Origin of the sequence: Streptomyces sp. NPDC051907, from assembly GCF_040681075.1 — a bacterium.
Taxonomy (GTDB): domain Bacteria; phylum Actinomycetota; class Actinomycetes; order Streptomycetales; family Streptomycetaceae; genus Streptomyces.
In genome coordinates this window covers 59585-74332 of record NZ_JBFAYB010000009.1, presented here as the reverse complement: position 1 = coordinate 74332, position 14748 = coordinate 59585, and the positions used below count along the sequence as shown (strand labels likewise).

The following is a 14748-nucleotide window of genomic DNA, read 5'->3' as shown; positions in this document are numbered from 1 at the left end:
CCTCCTCGTCGATACTCGTCGCTCGTCGGATCTGGTCATTCCCGACTCGGCGCCCGGTCAGTCCTGACGTCATCCTGATCGGTTAATTCTGCTTCATCCAATCATGAAGAAATCCGCGCTAGTGCTACACGGTCGCCTCGGTGATGCTCAATCCCATGCGCCCTGCACACATCGCCCTCGCCGCCGCCGTCGCCGCGGTGTGGGGAGTCAACTTCGTCGTCATCGAGATCGGCCTCGACCACTTCCCGCCGCTGCTCTTCTCCGCCCTGCGCTTCCTGGCCGCGGCGCTGCCCGCGGTCTTCTTCGTCGGCCGCCCCAAGGTCGCCTGGAAGTGGATCGTCGGCGTCGGACTGGTGCTCGGCGTCGCCAAGTTCGGCCTGCTCTTCACCGGGATGGACCGGGGCGCCCCCGCCGGGCTGTCCTCCCTCGTCCTGCAGATCCAGGCGGTCTTCACCGCCGTGTTCGCCTTCCTGGCGCTCGGCGAGCGCCCCGGCCGGATACGCGTGCTGGGCATGGCGGTCGCGCTCGCGGGCATCGGGGTCGCCGCCGTCGACGAAGGCGCCTCGGGCCCGCTGCTCGGCTTCTCCCTCTGCGTGGCGGCCGCGGCCTGCTGGGGCGTCTCCAACGTGCTCACCCGCAAGGCGTCCCCGCCGGACGCGCTGAACTTCATGGTCTGGGTGAGCACCGTCCCCGTACTCCCGCTGCTCGCCCTGTCCCTGCTGCTCGAAGGCCCGGACCGCGATCTGGCCGCGCTGCGCTCGCTGGACTGGACGGGCGCCGGGGTCGTCGTCTACGTCGCCTGGGTCACCACCGTCTTCGGCTTCGGGGCCTGGGGCTGGCTGCTGCGCCGCTACCCCGCCTCCTCGGTGGCCCCCTTCTCGCTGCTCGTCCCGGTCTTCGGGATGTCCTCGGCGGCCCTCTTCCTCGACGAGTCGGCGACGGGCCTGCGGTGGTGCGCGGCGGCGCTGCTGGTGGGCGGGGTGGCGCTGGCCTCGCTGCCCGGCCGCCGGGCGGGGACGGCCCCCGTCAGCGTCCCAGCAGGCTCCGCAGATGCTCGCGGCCCGGCGCCAGCAGCCCCGGCAGGTCGGCCGCTCCCGGATACCAGCGCTTCTCGTACTCCCAGCACAGCCACGTCTCCTCGGTGAGCGTCCCCAGGCACTCGGCGAGCGGGAGCACGCCCTCGCCGAGCGGGAGCGGGGCGGTGTCCTCAGCCGACGCGACGTCCTTGACCTGCACATAGCCGAGGAAGGGGGAGAGCGCCGCATGGGTGGTCGCCGGGGCCTCGCCGCCCAGCCAGGGGTGCAGCACATCCCACAGCGCGCCCGCGTTCTTGTGGCCCACCGGGCCGAGGACCCGGGAGACGTCCGTGCCGGTGCGGTGCGAGTCGTGGGTCTCCAGCAGAATCCGTACGCCCAGGTCGGCCGCGGTCTCCGCCGCCGCGCCCAGACGGCGCGCGCCCACCGCGTCGGCGGCGTCCGGGTCCTGGTCGCCGCCGCCGGGGAAGACGCGGACGTAGGGCGCGCCCAGGTCCCTGGCCAGTTCCAGGAGCTGCTCGATCTCGAGCCGCAGGTCGTTCTCGTCCACCTCGCCCTCGGGGGCCGCGACCTGCGCGTATCCGGCGACCGTGAGAATCTCGACGCCGGAGCGCCGGAACTCCTCGACCACCGCGGCCCGTTCGCGCGCGCCGATGCGAGGGTGCACCGGCTCCTCTGGGTGGGCGCGCAGCTCCACGCCCTGACAGCCCGTGTCCGCCGCCAGGGCGACCACCTCGGGGATGGGCATCGTCGGCACGCCGAGGGTGGAGAACGCGAACTTCACTTGACCGTTCCTTCCTGAAGGGGCAGCCGCCAGTCCTGGCCGACCAGATCCGCTCCGTACGAGCGGTGCGGCTTCTCGGAGACGAGCGCGAACCCGGCCCGCTGGTAGATCCGGCGGGCCCCGGTCAGCACGTCATTGGTCCACAGCACTACCTCCCGGTACCCCGCATCGCGCGCGAAATCCACGACGGCCCGCACCAGCCGGTCGCCGAGGCCGTGCCCGCGCGCCTCGGGCTCGACGAGCAGCAGCCGCAGCCGCGCGGTGGCCGGGGCGTCGTCGCGTACGCACATGACCGACCCGACCGGCCGCCCGTCCAGCTCGGCGATCCACATCCGCTCCAGATGAGGGTCGTGGTCCTGGGCGAAGTCCGCGACGATGCGGGCGACGAGGCCCTCGAAGTCCGCGTTCCAGCCGTACTCGGCGGCGTACAGCGCTCCGTGCCGCTGGACGACCCAGCCGAGGTCGCCGGGCACGGGCTCGCGCAGCACGGGCCCCTCGCGGTGCGCGGGCCGGCCGCGCCCGAGGACCTCGCGCACGGTCCGCATCGCCTCGGCGAGCCGCTCGCGGTCGGCGGCCGGCACATGGGCGATCATGCCGCCCACGGCCTCCCGCGACCGCTCGTCGAGCAGGGCGGCGGCCTCGCGTCCGTGGGCGGTGAGGGTGATGCGCTGGCGCCGCGGGTCGAGATCGGACGGCGCCCGGTCGACGAGCCCGTCCCGCTCGAACTTGGCGAGCAGCCGGCTCAGATACCCGGCGTCGAGCGAGAGCTCGGCACGCAGATCGGCGGCGTCGGTGCGGGGGCTGTGGGCGAGCTCGTACAGCACGCGCGACTCGGTGAGGGTGTACGGGGTGTAGAGGTGCTTGCTGTAGTCGAGCGCGCCGATGAGGTTGGTGTAGAAGCGGTTGAAGGCGCGGATCTCCTGGATAGGCATGAGCTGCTCCCGACCATCCCTTGACTGAGTCAACGGTACGGCGGGGGGCGGGGCGCCGCAAGGCGGGGGGCGCGGGGTCCGACCCGACCCGACCCCCTACCCGCCCTGCGGACCCCCGCTTCCCGCCCCTGTTCGGGCCCTCGCTGTCGAGCCCCTTGCCATCAGGTCCGCGCCGATCGTCGCTATCCCGCCCGGCGGCGGCGCCTCGTTCCCCATCGCCAGCCGTCCCGCCCGCGCCCCCGCCTCGAACAGCGGCAGCCGGACCGTCGTCAGCGCCGGGACCGCGTCCACCGAGAACGGGAGGTCGTCGAAGCCCGCCACCGAGATGTCGCCCGGAATGCTCAGCCCCTGGTCGCGGATGGCCGCGCAGGCCCCCAGCGCCACCGTGTCGTTCGCGGCGACGACGGCCGTCAGCTCCGGGTCGCGGCGCAGCAGTTCGAGCGTCGCGTCGTAGCCGGAGCGCCGGTCGTACGGGCCGTGCACGGTCACCCGCGACTGGTCCTCCTCGATCCCGGCCGCGGCGAGCGCCGCCCGGTGGCCCTCCAGCCGGTGCCGGGTCGTCGTGCGCTCCGCGGGCCCGGCGACGTAGCCGATCCGGCGGTGGCCGAGCGAGAGCAGATGCTCGGTCAGCCGCCGTGCGCCGCCCCGGTTGTCGAAGGTGAGCGCCGCGACCATCGCGTAGCCGGCCGTCAGCGGGGGCCGCCCGCACAGCACCACCTTCGTGCCCGCGTCCGCGAGCTTCGCCAGCTTCGCAGTCATCGCCTTGATGTGGTCCGGGTCCTCCAGCGCCCCGCCGGTGAGGATCACGGCCGCGGCGCGCTGGCGCTGGAGGAGGGTCAGATAGGTCAGCTCGCGCTCCGGGGATCCCCCGGTGTTGCAGACGACGGCGAGCTTCTCGCCGCCCGCGCGTCCCGTGCCCTCCTGGCCGCCGATCTCCGTCTGCGCGGCGCCGGCCATGATCCCGAAGAAGGGGTCGGCGATGTCGTTGACGAGGATGCCGACCAGGTCGGAGGTGGCGGCGGCGAGCGAGCTCGCCGGGCCGTTCAGCACGTAGTCCAGCTCGTCGACCGCGCGCAGCACGCGCTCCCGCGTGTTCGCGGCGACCGGGTAGTTGCCGTTGAGGACACGCGAGACGGTGGCCGGGGACACCCGAGCGCGTGCCGCCACATCCGCAAGGGTGACTGTCATCGCTTTCCTCCGTGTCGGATCGCCCGGGCCCTTGTCCGGGCCGCTGTCGGCAGGCTAGCTTCATACCGAATAGAAAGCGCTTGCTATACCCGTATCGAGGGAACTGGGCCACATCGAGGGGACGCAGGAGGGGACATAGATGGGGACACCGGGGAGTCATCGAGGAGACATGGAGGCACCGTCGTGACACGCAGGACCGTGCGGATCGCCATGAACGGCGTCACCGGGCGCATGGGATACCGCCAGCACCTGGTGCGCTCCCTCCTCGCGATCCGCGAGCAGGGCGGACTCGACCTGGGCGACGGCGACGTCCTGTGGCCCGAGCCCGTCCTCGTCGGCCGCCGCGAGCCCGCGCTGCGCGCCATCGCCGAGCGCCACGGCATCGCCGAGTTCTCCACCGACCTCGACGCCGTGCTCGCCGACGACACCGTCGAGATCTACTTCGACGCCCAGGTCACCTCCGCCCGCGTCGCGGCGATCAAGCAGGCCGTGGCCGCGGGCAAGCATGTGTACGCCGAGAAGCCGACCGCCGCGGACCTGGCCGGCGCGCTGGACCTGGCCCGCCTCGCCGAGGCCGCCGGCGTCAAGCACGGCGTCGTCCAGGACAAGATCTTCCTGCCGGGCATGCTGAAGCTGAAGCGCCTGCTCGACGGCGGCTTCTTCGGCGAGGTCCTCTCCGTACGAGGGGAGTTCGGCTACTGGGTCTTCGAGGGCGACTGGCAGGAGGCCCAGCGCCCGAGCTGGAACTACCGCAGCGAGGACGGCGGCGGGATCGTCGTCGACATGTTCCCGCACTGGGAGTACGTGCTGCACGAGCTGTTCGGCCGGGTGACGAGCGTGACCGCGCACGTCGCCACCCACATCCCCCGGCGCTGGGACGAACGCGGGAGGCCGTACGCCGCGACCGCCGACGACTCCGCGTACGGCATCTTCCAGCTGGCGGGCGGGGCGGTCGCGCAGATCAACTCCTCCTGGGCGGTACGGGTGATGCGCGACGAGCTCGTCGAGTTCCAGGTCGACGGCACCCACGGCTCGGCCGTCGCCGGTCTGCGCCGCTGCCGGGCCCAGCACCGCTCGGCGACCCCCAGGCCGGTCTGGAACCCGGACCTGCCCGCCACCGAGCCGTTCCGCGACCAGTGGCAGGAGGTCCCGGACAACGGGGAGTTCGAGAACGGGTTCAAGGCCCAGTGGGAGCTGTTCCTACGGCATGTGGCGCTCGACGAGCCGTACCGCTGGGACCTGCTGGCGGGCGCGCGCGGTGTCCAGCTCGCCGAGCTGGGCCTCCGGTCGTCGGCGCAGGGCCGCCGCCTCGAGGTCCCGGAGCTGACACTGTGACGATCATGCTGCCCGGCGGCGCGTACGAACCGCGCGCCGAGCCCGCCGTGTTCACGCCCGGCCCCCCGCCGACCTCCCGTACCGTCTTCGCGGCCGCGCACGTCGTCGCCGACCCGCGCGCCGACGTCTCGCCGGACTCCGCCGCGGCCGTCGACTGGGACGCGACCCTCGCCTTCCGCCGTCATCTGTGGTCGCACGGCCTGGGCGTCGCGGAGGCCATGGACACCGCGCAGCGGGGGATGGGCCTGGACTGGGCGGGCGCGGCGGAGCTGATCCGGCGCTCGGCTGCGGAGGCGAGGGCGACGGGCGGGCGGATCGCCTGCGGAGTGGGCGCCGACCAGCTGACCGGCCCGGAACCCGCCCGCATCCCCGAGGTCCTCGACGCGTACGAGACGCAGCTGGCGCTCGTCGAGGAGACCGGCGCGCAGCCGATCCTCATGGCGTCCCGGGCGCTGGCGTCCGCCGCCCGGGGCCCGGAGGACTACCTCGGGGTCTACGCCCGCCTCCTGCGCCAGTCGTCGGCGCCCGTGATCCTGCACTGGCTGGGCCCGATGTTCGACCCGGCGCTGGAGGGCTACTGGGGGAGCACGGACCTGGACGCCGCGACCGAGACGTTCCTGGAGGTCGTGGCCGAGCACCCCGACAAGGTCGACGGCGTCAAGATCTCCCTCCTCGACGCCCAGCGCGAGATCGACCTGCGCCGCCGCCTGCCGGAGGGGGTGCGCTGCTACACCGGCGACGACTTCCACTACCCCGAGCTGATCGCGGGCGACGAGCCGGCGGCGGGGGGATGCTTCAGCCACGCGCTGCTCGGCGTCTTCGACCCGCTGGGGCCGCTGGCGGCCCAGGCGGTGCGGATGCTGGACACGGGCGATGCCAAGGCGTTCCGCGAACTCCTCGACCCGACGGTCGAGCTGTCCCGCCACCTCTTCGAGCCCCCGACGCGCTTCTACAAGACCGGGGTGGTCTTCCTGGCCTGGCTCGCGGGCCACCAGGACCATTTCACGATGGTGGGCGGGCTCCAGTCGGCGCGCTCGCTGCCGCATCTGGCGCGCGCGTACGAACTGGCCGACGGCCTGGGCCTGTTCCCGGACCCTTCGCTGGCGGAGTCCCGTATGAAGTCCCTGCTCGCCGTGTACGGAGTGGCCCAGTGAGCCTCGCCCGCTTCTCCGTCAACCAGATGACGGTCAGACAACTCCCGCTGCCGGCACTCGTCGCCGCCTGCACCCGACTGGGCATCCCGGCGGTGGGCCTGTGGCGCGAACCGGTCGCGGAGTACGGCCTGGCGGCGACGGCGAAGCTCGTACGCGACGCGGGCCTGACGGTCAGCTCCCTGTGCCGCGGCGGCTTCTTCACCACGGCGGCGAACCTGGACGACAACCGGCTGGCGATCGACGAGGCGGCGACGCTCGGCACGGACACCCTGGTCCTGGTCTCGGGCGGCCTGCCGCCCGGCAGCCGGGACTTGACGGGAGCACGGGAGAGGATCGCCGACGCCCTGTCGGAGCTCGCTCCGTACGCGGGGGAGCGAGGGGTACGTCTGGCGATCGAGCCGCTGCATCCGATGTTCGCGGCGGACAGATGCGTGGTCTCGACCCTGTCCCAGGCCCTTGACCTGGCGGTACGCTTCCCGGCCGACCTGGTGGGCGTAGTGGTGGACACCTACCACGTCTGGTGGGACGACCGTGCCCCGGCGGCGGTGGCCCGTGCGGGCGCCGCGGGCCGCATCCACGCGTTCCAACTGGCCGACTGGACGACCCCGTTGCCGGCGGGCGCCCTGACCGGCCGCGGCCAGCTGGGCGACGGCTGCATCGACCTGCGCACATGGCGGCGCCGGGTGGAGGCGACGGGCTGGTCGGGCTTCATCGAGGTGGAGCTGTTCAACGACGGACTGTGGGAGCGGGACGGCCTGGAGGTCCTGTCGGAGACGACGAGCCGCTTCAGGGAACGGGTGCTCTGAGACGCGACGCGGCGGCTTCGGCCGGGGCATCGCTCCTCCGGCGCTTGAGGAGCGGGGTTCGGGGCGGCGCCCCGGTCATGGGCTCCCACGCCCCCCGCCCTACTTCTTGCCGCCGCCCAAGACGTCCCCCAACAGGTCCCCCAGCACCGCCCCTTGATCCCGCGCTCCCGGATCCGAAGCCGCCCCCGGCGCGGAACCCGCCCCCGGCCCGGACGCTCCCGGTTCCTCCTTCGCCGCGCGTCTCGTCAGCACGGCCAGCAGTACCGGGATCAGCGCCTCGATCGCCCGGGCCACCGTCGCCGCCGGCAGCCCGGTCTTCCTCGCGACCGCCGTCGCCGCCGGTTGGCTGATCTTGCTGAGGAGCCCGGCCAGCAGCCCGCCGCTCAGCATCCCGCCGAGACCGCCCCGCTCGCCGCTGAGCGTCGCGACGCCCTCGAGCGGCGGTTCCGTCTGAGCGGCCTCCGCCAGGGCCTGGCGTACCTCCTCCGCGTCCTCGGGGGCGGCCTCGGCCTTCTCCTGTAGGCCGCCGGAGAGCTCGGAGACCGTGCTGCCGACGACCTCCTGGGCGTTGGCCGGGTCCGTTCCGAGCAGCCCCGCGAGCTCCTGGATTCCGTCGTCGCCGAGCTCCGCCAGGACGTCCTTCTGCAGTGAGTCTTCGCTCATGGTCAAAACGCTACGGTTGCCCCGCTATGTCGGCATGCCGAGATTCCGCAAAAATAACTGCTCGCAGTCGTACAACCCTTTACCTGTTACGCGGGTCGTATCTGGCATCAAGGCTTCCGGGGAGGGATCTGGGGGGATCGGGAAGCTCTTGATGGGGGGAGTAGAAGAGGGGCCCGGTCAGTCGACCGGGCCCCCTCGACTGTCCGGACCGGCTGCGGCCTGAGCGCCCCCTCGACTGTCCGGACCGGGCCAGTCGGCAGACCATGGGACCGGCTGCGGCCTGAGCCCGGGCCGGCTGTCCTGACCAGCCTCCAGTGCGTCGGACCGACCTCCCCGCCCCGCCGCCCAGGCCGAGTTATCCACAGGCTCCCCGCACTGTCCGACCTCAGCGGTAGCTTCGGGGCATGTCCAACACGGCAGTGGTCGAAGGGGTCCTCGAGCGGATCACCTACGCCAACGAGGAGAACGGCTACACGGTCGCCCGCGTCGACACCGGTCGCGGCGGCGACGACCTCCTCACGGTGGTCGGCTCGCTCCTCGGCGCGCAGCCGGGCGAGTCGCTGCGGATGGAGGGCCGCTGGGGCTCCCACCCCCAGTACGGCAAGCAGTTCACCGTGGAGAACTACACGACGGTCCTGCCCGCCACCGTCCAGGGCATCCGCCGCTATCTCGGCTCGGGCCTGATCAAGGGCATCGGCCCCCGTATCGCCGAGCGGATCGTCGACCACTTCGGCGTGGACACCCTCGACGTCATCGAGCAGCAGCCGAAGAAGCTCATCGAGGTCCCCGGACTGGGCCCCAAGCGCACCAAGTTGATCGGCGCCGCGTGGGAGGAGCAGAAGGCCATCAAGGAGGTCATGATCTTCCTCCAGGGTGTCGGCGTCTCGACCTCCGTCGCCGTGCGGATCTACAAGAAGTACGGTGACGCCTCGATCTCCGTCGTGAAGAACCAGCCGTACCGTCTGGCCGCGGACGTCTGGGGCATCGGCTTCCTCACCGCCGACAAGATCGCCCAGGCCGTGGGAATCCCGCACGACAGCCCGGAGCGGGTCAAGGCCGGTCTGCAGTACGCCCTGTCCCAGTCCACCGACCAGGGCCACTGCTTCCTCCCCGAGGAACAGCTGATCGCGGACGCGGTCAAGCTGCTCCAGGTGGACACCGGCCTGGTCATCGACTGCCTCGCCGAGCTGGCCCAGGACGAGGAGGGCGTCGTGCGGGAGCAGGTGCCCGCGCCCGACGGAGGCGAGCCGCGCACGGCCGTCTACCTGGTGCCCTTCCACCGCGCCGAGATCTCCCTCGCCGCGCAGCTGGGCCGGCTGCTGCGGGCCGCGGAGGACAGGATGCCGGCCTTCCAGGAGGTGGCCTGGGACAAGGCGCTGGCCTGGCTCGCGGAGCGCACGGGCGCGGCGCTCGCGCCCGAGCAGGAGCAGGCCGTCCGTCTCGCGCTCACCAAGAAGGTCGCCGTCCTCACCGGCGGGCCGGGCTGCGGAAAGTCGTTCACGGTCCGCTCGATCGTGGAGCTGGCCCGCGCGAAGAAGGCCAAGGTGGTGCTCGCGGCCCCCACCGGGCGCGCGGCGAAGCGGCTCGCCGAGCTCACGGGCGCGGAGGCGTCCACCGTGCACCGGCTGCTGGAGCTCAAGCCGGGCGGCGACGCGGCGTACGACCGGGACCGCCCGCTCGACGCCGACCTGGTGGTCGTCGACGAGGCGTCGATGCTCGATCTGCTGCTGGCCAACAAGCTGGTCAAGGCCGTCGCCCCGGGCGCGCATCTGCTGCTGGTGGGGGATGTGGACCAGCTGCCGAGCGTCGGCGCGGGGGAGGTGCTGCGGGACGTCCTGGCCGACGGCGGCCCGGTGCCGAGCGTCCGGCTGACCCGAGTCTTCCGCCAGGCCCAGCAGTCCGGCGTCGTCACCAACGCCCACCGGATCAACTCCGGCCAGCAGCCCGTCACTACGGGCCTGAAGGACTTCTTCCTCTTCGTGGAGGAGGAGACGGAGGACGCGGGACGGCTCACCGTGGACGTCGCGGCGCGCCGGATCCCGGCCAAGTTCGGGCTGGACCCCCGGCGCGACGTGCAGGTGCTGGCCCCCATGCACCGCGGCCCCGCCGGCGCCGGCGCGCTCAACGGCCTGCTTCAGCAGGCCATCACGCCCGCCCGCCCCGACCTCCCCGAGAAGCGCTTCGGCGGCCGGGTCTTCCGCGTCGGCGACAAGGTCACCCAGATCCGCAACAACTACGAGAAGGGCAAGAACGGCGTCTTCAACGGCACCGTCGGCGTGGTCACCTCGCTCCACCTGGACGACCAGCGGCTGACGGTGCGCACGGACGAGGACGAGGAGGTGCCGTACGACTTCGACGAGCTGGACGAGCTGGCGCATGCGTACGCCGTGACGATCCACCGTTCGCAGGGCAGCGAGTACCCCGCCGTGGTGATCCCGGTCACCACCGGGGCATGGATGATGCTCCAGCGGAACCTGCTCTACACGGCGGTGACCCGGGCCAAGAAGCTGGTCGTGCTGGTCGGCTCGCGCAGGGCGATAGGGCAGGCGGTGCGCACTGTTTCCGCAGGCAGACGCTTCACGGCCCTCGACCACCGGCTGACCCGGGGCTGAGGCCCCGAGGGCTCCGCCGCCCGGAGCACGGCTCCGGGCCCTCAGGGGTGGGAAACGGCGCCCCGGCTTCCGGAACCAGGGCGAAGGGGGCAAGATGAGCAGGTTGGCGGCACTGAGTGCCGCCGATAGGCCCAATGGTCGACCCCGAGTGCACTCTCCTGAGCCAAATGGGGGATGGTAGAGACAGTCAGGGCACCTCGAAGAAGAGGCACTACGTCGGTGAGGGATGACGTGAGCGACAACTCTGTAGTACTGCGGTACGCGGACGGTGAATACACCTACCCGGTGGTCGAGAGCACCGTCGGCGACAAGGGCTTCGACATCGGGAAGCTCCGAGCCCAGACCGGTCTGGTGACCCTGGACAGCGGATACGGCAACACCGCCGCCTATAAATCCGCGATCACCTACCTCGACGGCGAGCAGGGCGTCCTGCGCTACCGCGGCTACCCGATCGAGCAGCTGGCCGAGCGCTCCACCTTCCTCGAGGTGGCGTACCTGCTGATCAACGGCGAGCTTCCGAAGGTCGACGAGCTTTCGGCGTTCAAGAACGAGATCACCCAGCACACCCTGCTGCACGAGGACGTCAAGCGGTTCTTCGACGGCTTCCCGCGCGACGCGCACCCGATGGCCATGCTGTCCTCCGTGGTCAGCGCGCTGTCGACGTTCTACCAGGACAGCCACAACCCGTTCGACGAGAAGCAGCGCCACCTCTCCACGATCCGGCTGCTCGCCAAGCTGCCGACGATCGCGGCGTACGCCTACAAGAAGTCGATCGGCCACCCCTTCGTCTACCCGCGCAACGACCTCGGGTACGTCGAGAACTTCCTGCGGATGACCTTCTCGGTCCCGGCGCAGGAGTACGAGCTCGACCCGGTCGTCGTCTCGGCCCTGGACAAGCTGCTGATCCTGCACGCGGACCACGAGCAGAACTGCTCGACCTCCACCGTGCGTCTGGTCGGCTCCTCGCAGGCGAACATGTTCGCCTCGATCTCCGCCGGCATCAGCGCCCTGTGGGGCCCGCTGCACGGTGGCGCCAACCAGTCGGTCCTGGAGATGCTCGAGGGCATCCAGGCCAACGGCGGCGACGTCGACTCCTTCATCCGCAAGGTGAAGAACAAGGAGGACGGCGTCCGGCTGATGGGCTTCGGCCACCGCGTCTACAAGAGCTTCGACCCCCGGGCGAAGATCATCAAGGCGGCGGCGCACGATGTCCTCTCGGCGCTCGGCAAGTCCGACGAGCTGCTCGACATCGCCCTGAAGCTCGAGGAGCACGCGCTCTCCGACGAGTACTTCGTCTCGCGCAACCTCTACCCGAACGTGGACTTCTACACGGGTCTGATCTACCGGGCCATGGGCTTCCCGACCGAGATGTTCACCGTGCTCTTCGCGCTCGGCCGGCTCCCCGGCTGGATCGCCCAGTGGCACGAGATGATCAAGGAGCCGGGTTCCCGCATCGGCCGTCCGCGCCAGATCTACACCGGCGAGGTCCTGCGCGACTTCGTCCCGGTCGAGGCCCGCTGACGCCGCCCGACCGTCTTCCGCCCCTCTGACCGCGCCACGGCGGTCAGAGTGCGGCTGGACTTTCAGGGTGCGGCTGGACTCAACGGAAAGCGCCCCGCTGCCGATCCCCCCACGGGTCGACGGGCGGGGCGCTTCCCATTTCCCCGGTGCGGATTCCCCCCACGGGATCCGGCCGGGCGTCTGCTGGCCGCAGAAGCTCCTCACGCGGTCTGCCGGGGTACGTACGCACGGGAGGGCCGCTCAAAGCTCCCCGGGCACGTGCCCCGGCCAACGCTTGCCTGGGACGTCCCCCAAGACATCCCATGAACGTCCCCCAAGACGTTCTGGCATCGCCCACTTAGACTCGCAAGGAGCCTGAATGGTTACCCCTAAATATCTGTGATCTAGGTCTCCTTGTGAAGGTCTTGTGACCTACTTGTAGTCACAAGAAGGAGCGCGGGTGCAGGTTGTTCGTGACCGCAAACATGGACGAAAAGGCCATGGCGAAAATGGCGATCATGGGGCTGACCAGGCAAGATGCCGCGAGAGGCAGGGCTGCGACGCCGTAGCCGAACGCCCAGTAAAGATTCTCTTTGGTCGTTCCCGGAGTCCGATGTGCGAGACGGATCGCGTCGGCGGGACGCGTCGCGTGCACGCCGTCGAGGCCGTCTCGCACCCCACAGACAGACGGCCGGGCCGTACGCGACCAGCGGGGGCTGGTCGGGCGCGGCCCGGCCGGGTGGTTCTGCTCCGGTTCGGCGGTGGTCTCAGACCGTGCCGACCAGCTCGTAGCCCGCCTCGTCGACGGCCTCGCGCACGGCGGCCTCGTCCAGCGGGGCGTCGGAGAGGACGGTCACCTGGCCGGTGGAGGCGACGGCCTTCACCGAGGTGACGCCCGCGATCTCGGAGATCTCGCTGGAGACCGCGCCCTCGCAGTGGCCGCAGGTCATGCCGGTGACCTGGTAGACGGTGGTGACGCCGCCGATCTGCACGTCGGCCGCGCCGCCGTGGCACGAGCCGGTGGGCGAGCAGCAGGAGCCGGCCGACTGGGCTTCCCCGGTCGCGGTCTCCGTCTCGGTCTTCGTCTCCGCGGTCATGGCGTTCTCCTCTTCGAGGGCTTCACATGTACGTGCTCATGGTGCACCGGGAAGGCAAGAGGCTGGTGTCACTTCTCCCCGACACATCTACTCTATACCCCTAGGGGGTATGAAGGCGAGCAGCGCCGCCCCGGGTCCCGCCCCGAAGAGGCGCCCATGAGGCGGGCCCCGAATGGCCCGCCACCAAAGGGACGGGCCCCGCGCCGTGGCGGCGCGGGGCCCGAGGTGCTCAGCCGGAGGAGGTCAGTCCCGGCGGCCCCTGTTCCCGGGGCGGTTGGCCACCCATACGCGGATCGTGTCCGCGTACCAGTAGGGCTTGCCCGACTCCACATGGTCCGGCGGCGGAAGAAGGCCGTGCTTGCGGTACGAGCGGACCGTGTCCGGCTGCACCCGGATGTGCGCGGCGATCTCTTTGTAGGACCAGAGTCTTCTGTCCGTCATGCGCGTGGCACCTCCCTGCGGGCGCGGCAGCGTGGGCCGGGGGGCCGTCGGGGGAGCTGCCGCGCGGACGCTGGCGATCACTGAGCCTGTGCCCGTTGAACGACGCCGAGTCAGGGCCAGGGTGCGGTTGTCGATCGGCTGTGACGGAAGACCCGCGAAATGGAGACATGTGTGATGAGACGGAGACAACCGCGACATAGGACGCGCGTGCGGTTCATGCGCCGCAAGGGCGGACATGTGCGGTTCACGCGCCGCAGGAGCGGAGGAACCCCCGGGTCCGCTGGGCGATCGGGAACGGCTTGTCCGGCGGGCAGGGGTACATGTCCTGCTCGACGATCGCGAAGAGGTCGACGTCCAGCGCCTGCGCCGCGGCCAGCACGGGCTCCAGCGCGGGCGTCCCGGCCGGCGGCTCGCACATGACGCCGCGCCCCACGGCCGGCCCGAACGGCACCTCGTCGGCGACCACTTCCGCCAGGATCTCCGGGTCCACCTGCTTGAGGTGGAGGTAGCCGATCCGCTCGCCGTACGTCTCGATCAGCTTGACGCTGTCCCCGCCGCAGTAGGCGTAGTGCCCGGTGTCCAGGCAGAGCGAGACCAGGTCGGAGTCGGTGGCGTCGAGGAAGCGGGCGACGTTCTCCTCGGTGTCGACGTGGGTGTCCGCGTGCGGATGCACGACGATCTTCAGGCCGTACCGCTCGCGCACCTCGCGCCCCAGGCGCTCGGTCTGGGCGGTGAGATCGCGCCACTGCGCGGGGGTCAGAGTGCGGTCCTCGAGGACCTGGCCGGTCTTGTCGTCGCGCCAGAAGGACGGGATGACGACGAGGTGCTCGGCGCCCATCGCCTGGGTGAGCGCCGCGATGTCCGAGACATGCGCCCAGGTCTTCTCCCAGACGGACGGGCCGTGGTGGAGTCCGGTGAAGACCGTGCCGGCCGAGACCTTCAGCCCGCGCCGGGCGGTCTCCTCGGTCAGCAGGGCGGGGTCGCTGGGGAGGTAGCCGTACGGGCCGAGCTCGATCCACTCGTATCCCGCGGCGGCGACCTCGTCGAGGAATCGCTGCCAGGGCACCTGCTGGGGATCGTCGGGGAACCACACGCCCCAGGAGTCGGGGGCCGAGCCGACCCGGATGCGGTTCAGGGTGGGGACGGAGGAGGTCATGCCGAGCAGCTTCGGACCGACGGCGGAGGGTGTCAAGAGTTCGTCC

The 14748-nt window shown here is 71.3% G+C and carries 13 protein-coding genes and 1 pseudogene; 6 read left to right on the top strand and 8 right to left on the bottom strand.

The annotated features are described in order from the left end of the window. The first annotated feature begins 155 nt into the window (after nt 1–155). Nucleotides 156–1145 carry an EamA family transporter gene (locus AB0M39_RS08660; RefSeq protein ID WP_365361635.1) on the top strand — a complete coding sequence of 330 codons (990 nt, stop codon included), beginning with the start codon at nt 156–158 and terminating at the stop codon, nt 1143–1145. On the opposite strand, the gene AB0M39_RS08655 is transcribed toward AB0M39_RS08660, so the two are convergent. The 3 genes from AB0M39_RS08655 to AB0M39_RS08645 all read right to left on the bottom strand — a co-directional run bounded on the left by AB0M39_RS08655 (nt 1027) and on the right by AB0M39_RS08645 (nt 3938). Next, nucleotides 1027–1818, bottom strand: a complete 792-nt coding sequence (locus AB0M39_RS08655) for a sugar phosphate isomerase/epimerase family protein (protein WP_365361633.1) — start codon at nt 1816–1818, stop codon at nt 1027–1029. The genes AB0M39_RS08660 and AB0M39_RS08655 overlap by 119 nt on opposite strands. Next, entirely contained in the window at nt 1815–2750 is a 936-nt protein-coding gene (locus AB0M39_RS08650; RefSeq protein ID WP_365361631.1) for a helix-turn-helix domain-containing GNAT family N-acetyltransferase, read from the bottom strand. Before AB0M39_RS08650 ends, AB0M39_RS08655 begins: the two co-directional genes overlap by 4 nt. Before the next feature lie 96 nt (nt 2751–2846). Further along, entirely contained in the window at nt 2847–3938 is a 1092-nt protein-coding gene (locus tag AB0M39_RS08645; protein ID WP_365361630.1) for a LacI family DNA-binding transcriptional regulator, read from the bottom strand. A 183-nt stretch (nt 3939–4121) separates the two neighbouring features. Here AB0M39_RS08645 and AB0M39_RS08640 point away from each other — a divergent pair, with 183 nt between their 5' ends. From AB0M39_RS08640 to AB0M39_RS08630, 3 genes are read left to right on the top strand one after another with little or no spacing between them, the layout of a single operon-like run. Beyond that, the gene (locus tag AB0M39_RS08640; protein WP_365361628.1) at nt 4122–5273 is read left to right on the top strand and encodes a Gfo/Idh/MocA family oxidoreductase; all 1152 of its coding nucleotides are present in this window, start codon (nt 4122–4124) and stop codon (nt 5271–5273) included. After that, on the top strand, nt 5270–6427 hold the full coding sequence (locus AB0M39_RS08635) for a dihydrodipicolinate synthase family protein (protein ID WP_365361626.1): 1158 nt from the start codon (nt 5270–5272) through the stop codon (nt 6425–6427). Before AB0M39_RS08640 ends, AB0M39_RS08635 begins: the two co-directional genes overlap by 4 nt. Before the next feature lie 26 nt (nt 6428–6453). Further along, a complete protein-coding gene (locus AB0M39_RS08630; RefSeq protein WP_365361807.1) occupies nt 6454–7233 on the top strand; it encodes a sugar phosphate isomerase/epimerase family protein in 780 nt (259 codons plus the stop codon). Between the two features lie 99 nt (nt 7234–7332). Here the strand turns inward: AB0M39_RS08630 and AB0M39_RS08625 are convergent, their stop codons facing one another. Beyond that, nucleotides 7333–7896, bottom strand: coding sequence for a DUF937 domain-containing protein (locus tag AB0M39_RS08625; protein ID WP_365361624.1), 564 nt, complete (start codon nt 7894–7896; stop codon nt 7333–7335). A 404-nt stretch (nt 7897–8300) separates the two neighbouring features. Here AB0M39_RS08625 and AB0M39_RS08620 point away from each other — a divergent pair, with 404 nt between their 5' ends. Together AB0M39_RS08620 and AB0M39_RS08615 are read left to right on the top strand one after the other, a co-directional pair. Then, nucleotides 8301–10508: an ATP-dependent RecD-like DNA helicase gene (locus AB0M39_RS08620; protein ID WP_365361622.1), complete on the top strand. Its 2208-nt coding sequence runs from the start codon at nt 8301–8303 to the stop codon at nt 10506–10508. Between the two features lie 231 nt (nt 10509–10739). After that, a complete protein-coding gene (locus AB0M39_RS08615) occupies nt 10740–12029 on the top strand; it encodes a citrate synthase (protein WP_365361620.1) in 1290 nt (429 codons plus the stop codon). 421 nt (nt 12030–12450) lie between these two features. On the opposite strand, the pseudogene AB0M39_RS08610 reads toward AB0M39_RS08615, so the two are convergent. From AB0M39_RS08610 to AB0M39_RS08595, 4 genes and pseudogenes are all read right to left on the bottom strand, one after another. Beyond that, nucleotides 12451–12645 (bottom strand): annotated as a pseudogene (locus AB0M39_RS08610) (heavy metal translocating P-type ATPase); the annotation flags it as partial. Between the two features lie 130 nt (nt 12646–12775). Beyond that, nucleotides 12776–13105 (bottom strand): heavy-metal-associated domain-containing protein, encoded by a 330-nt coding sequence (locus AB0M39_RS08605; RefSeq protein ID WP_365361617.1) that lies wholly within the window; start codon nt 13103–13105, stop codon nt 12776–12778. Nucleotides 13106–13348: 243 nt separating this feature from the next. Continuing rightward, nucleotides 13349–13546: a MerR family transcriptional regulator gene (locus AB0M39_RS08600; RefSeq protein WP_365361615.1), complete on the bottom strand. Its 198-nt coding sequence runs from the start codon at nt 13544–13546 to the stop codon at nt 13349–13351. Nucleotides 13547–13790: 244 nt separating this feature from the next. After that, nucleotides 13791–14702 carry a sugar phosphate isomerase/epimerase gene (locus AB0M39_RS08595; RefSeq protein ID WP_365361613.1) on the bottom strand — a complete coding sequence of 304 codons (912 nt, stop codon included), beginning with the start codon at nt 14700–14702 and terminating at the stop codon, nt 13791–13793. Nucleotides 14703–14748: the final 46 nt, after the last annotated feature.

What these genes read in the sequence shown, in the direction of transcription:
- AB0M39_RS08660 (WP_365361635.1), top strand. Translation starts at nt 156, where the DNA reads ATGCGCCCTGCACACATCGCCCTCGCCGCCGCCGTCGCCGCGGTGTGG.
- AB0M39_RS08650 (WP_365361631.1), bottom strand. Translation starts at nt 2,750, where the DNA reads ATGCCTATCCAGGAGATCCGCGCCTTCAACCGCTTCTACACCAACCTC.
- AB0M39_RS08645 (WP_365361630.1), bottom strand. Translation starts at nt 3,938, where the DNA reads ATGACAGTCACCCTTGCGGATGTGGCGGCACGCGCTCGGGTGTCCCCG.
- AB0M39_RS08630 (WP_365361807.1), top strand. Translation starts at nt 6,454, where the DNA reads ATGACGGTCAGACAACTCCCGCTGCCGGCACTCGTCGCCGCCTGCACC.
- AB0M39_RS08625 (WP_365361624.1), bottom strand. Translation starts at nt 7,896, where the DNA reads ATGAGCGAAGACTCACTGCAGAAGGACGTCCTGGCGGAGCTCGGCGAC.
- AB0M39_RS08620 (WP_365361622.1), top strand. Translation starts at nt 8,301, where the DNA reads ATGTCCAACACGGCAGTGGTCGAAGGGGTCCTCGAGCGGATCACCTAC.
- AB0M39_RS08605 (WP_365361617.1), bottom strand. Translation starts at nt 13,105, where the DNA reads ATGACCGCGGAGACGAAGACCGAGACGGAGACCGCGACCGGGGAAGCC.
- AB0M39_RS08600 (WP_365361615.1), bottom strand. Translation starts at nt 13,546, where the DNA reads ATGACGGACAGAAGACTCTGGTCCTACAAAGAGATCGCCGCGCACATC.
- AB0M39_RS08595 (WP_365361613.1), bottom strand. Translation starts at nt 14,702, where the DNA reads ATGACCTCCTCCGTCCCCACCCTGAACCGCATCCGGGTCGGCTCGGCC.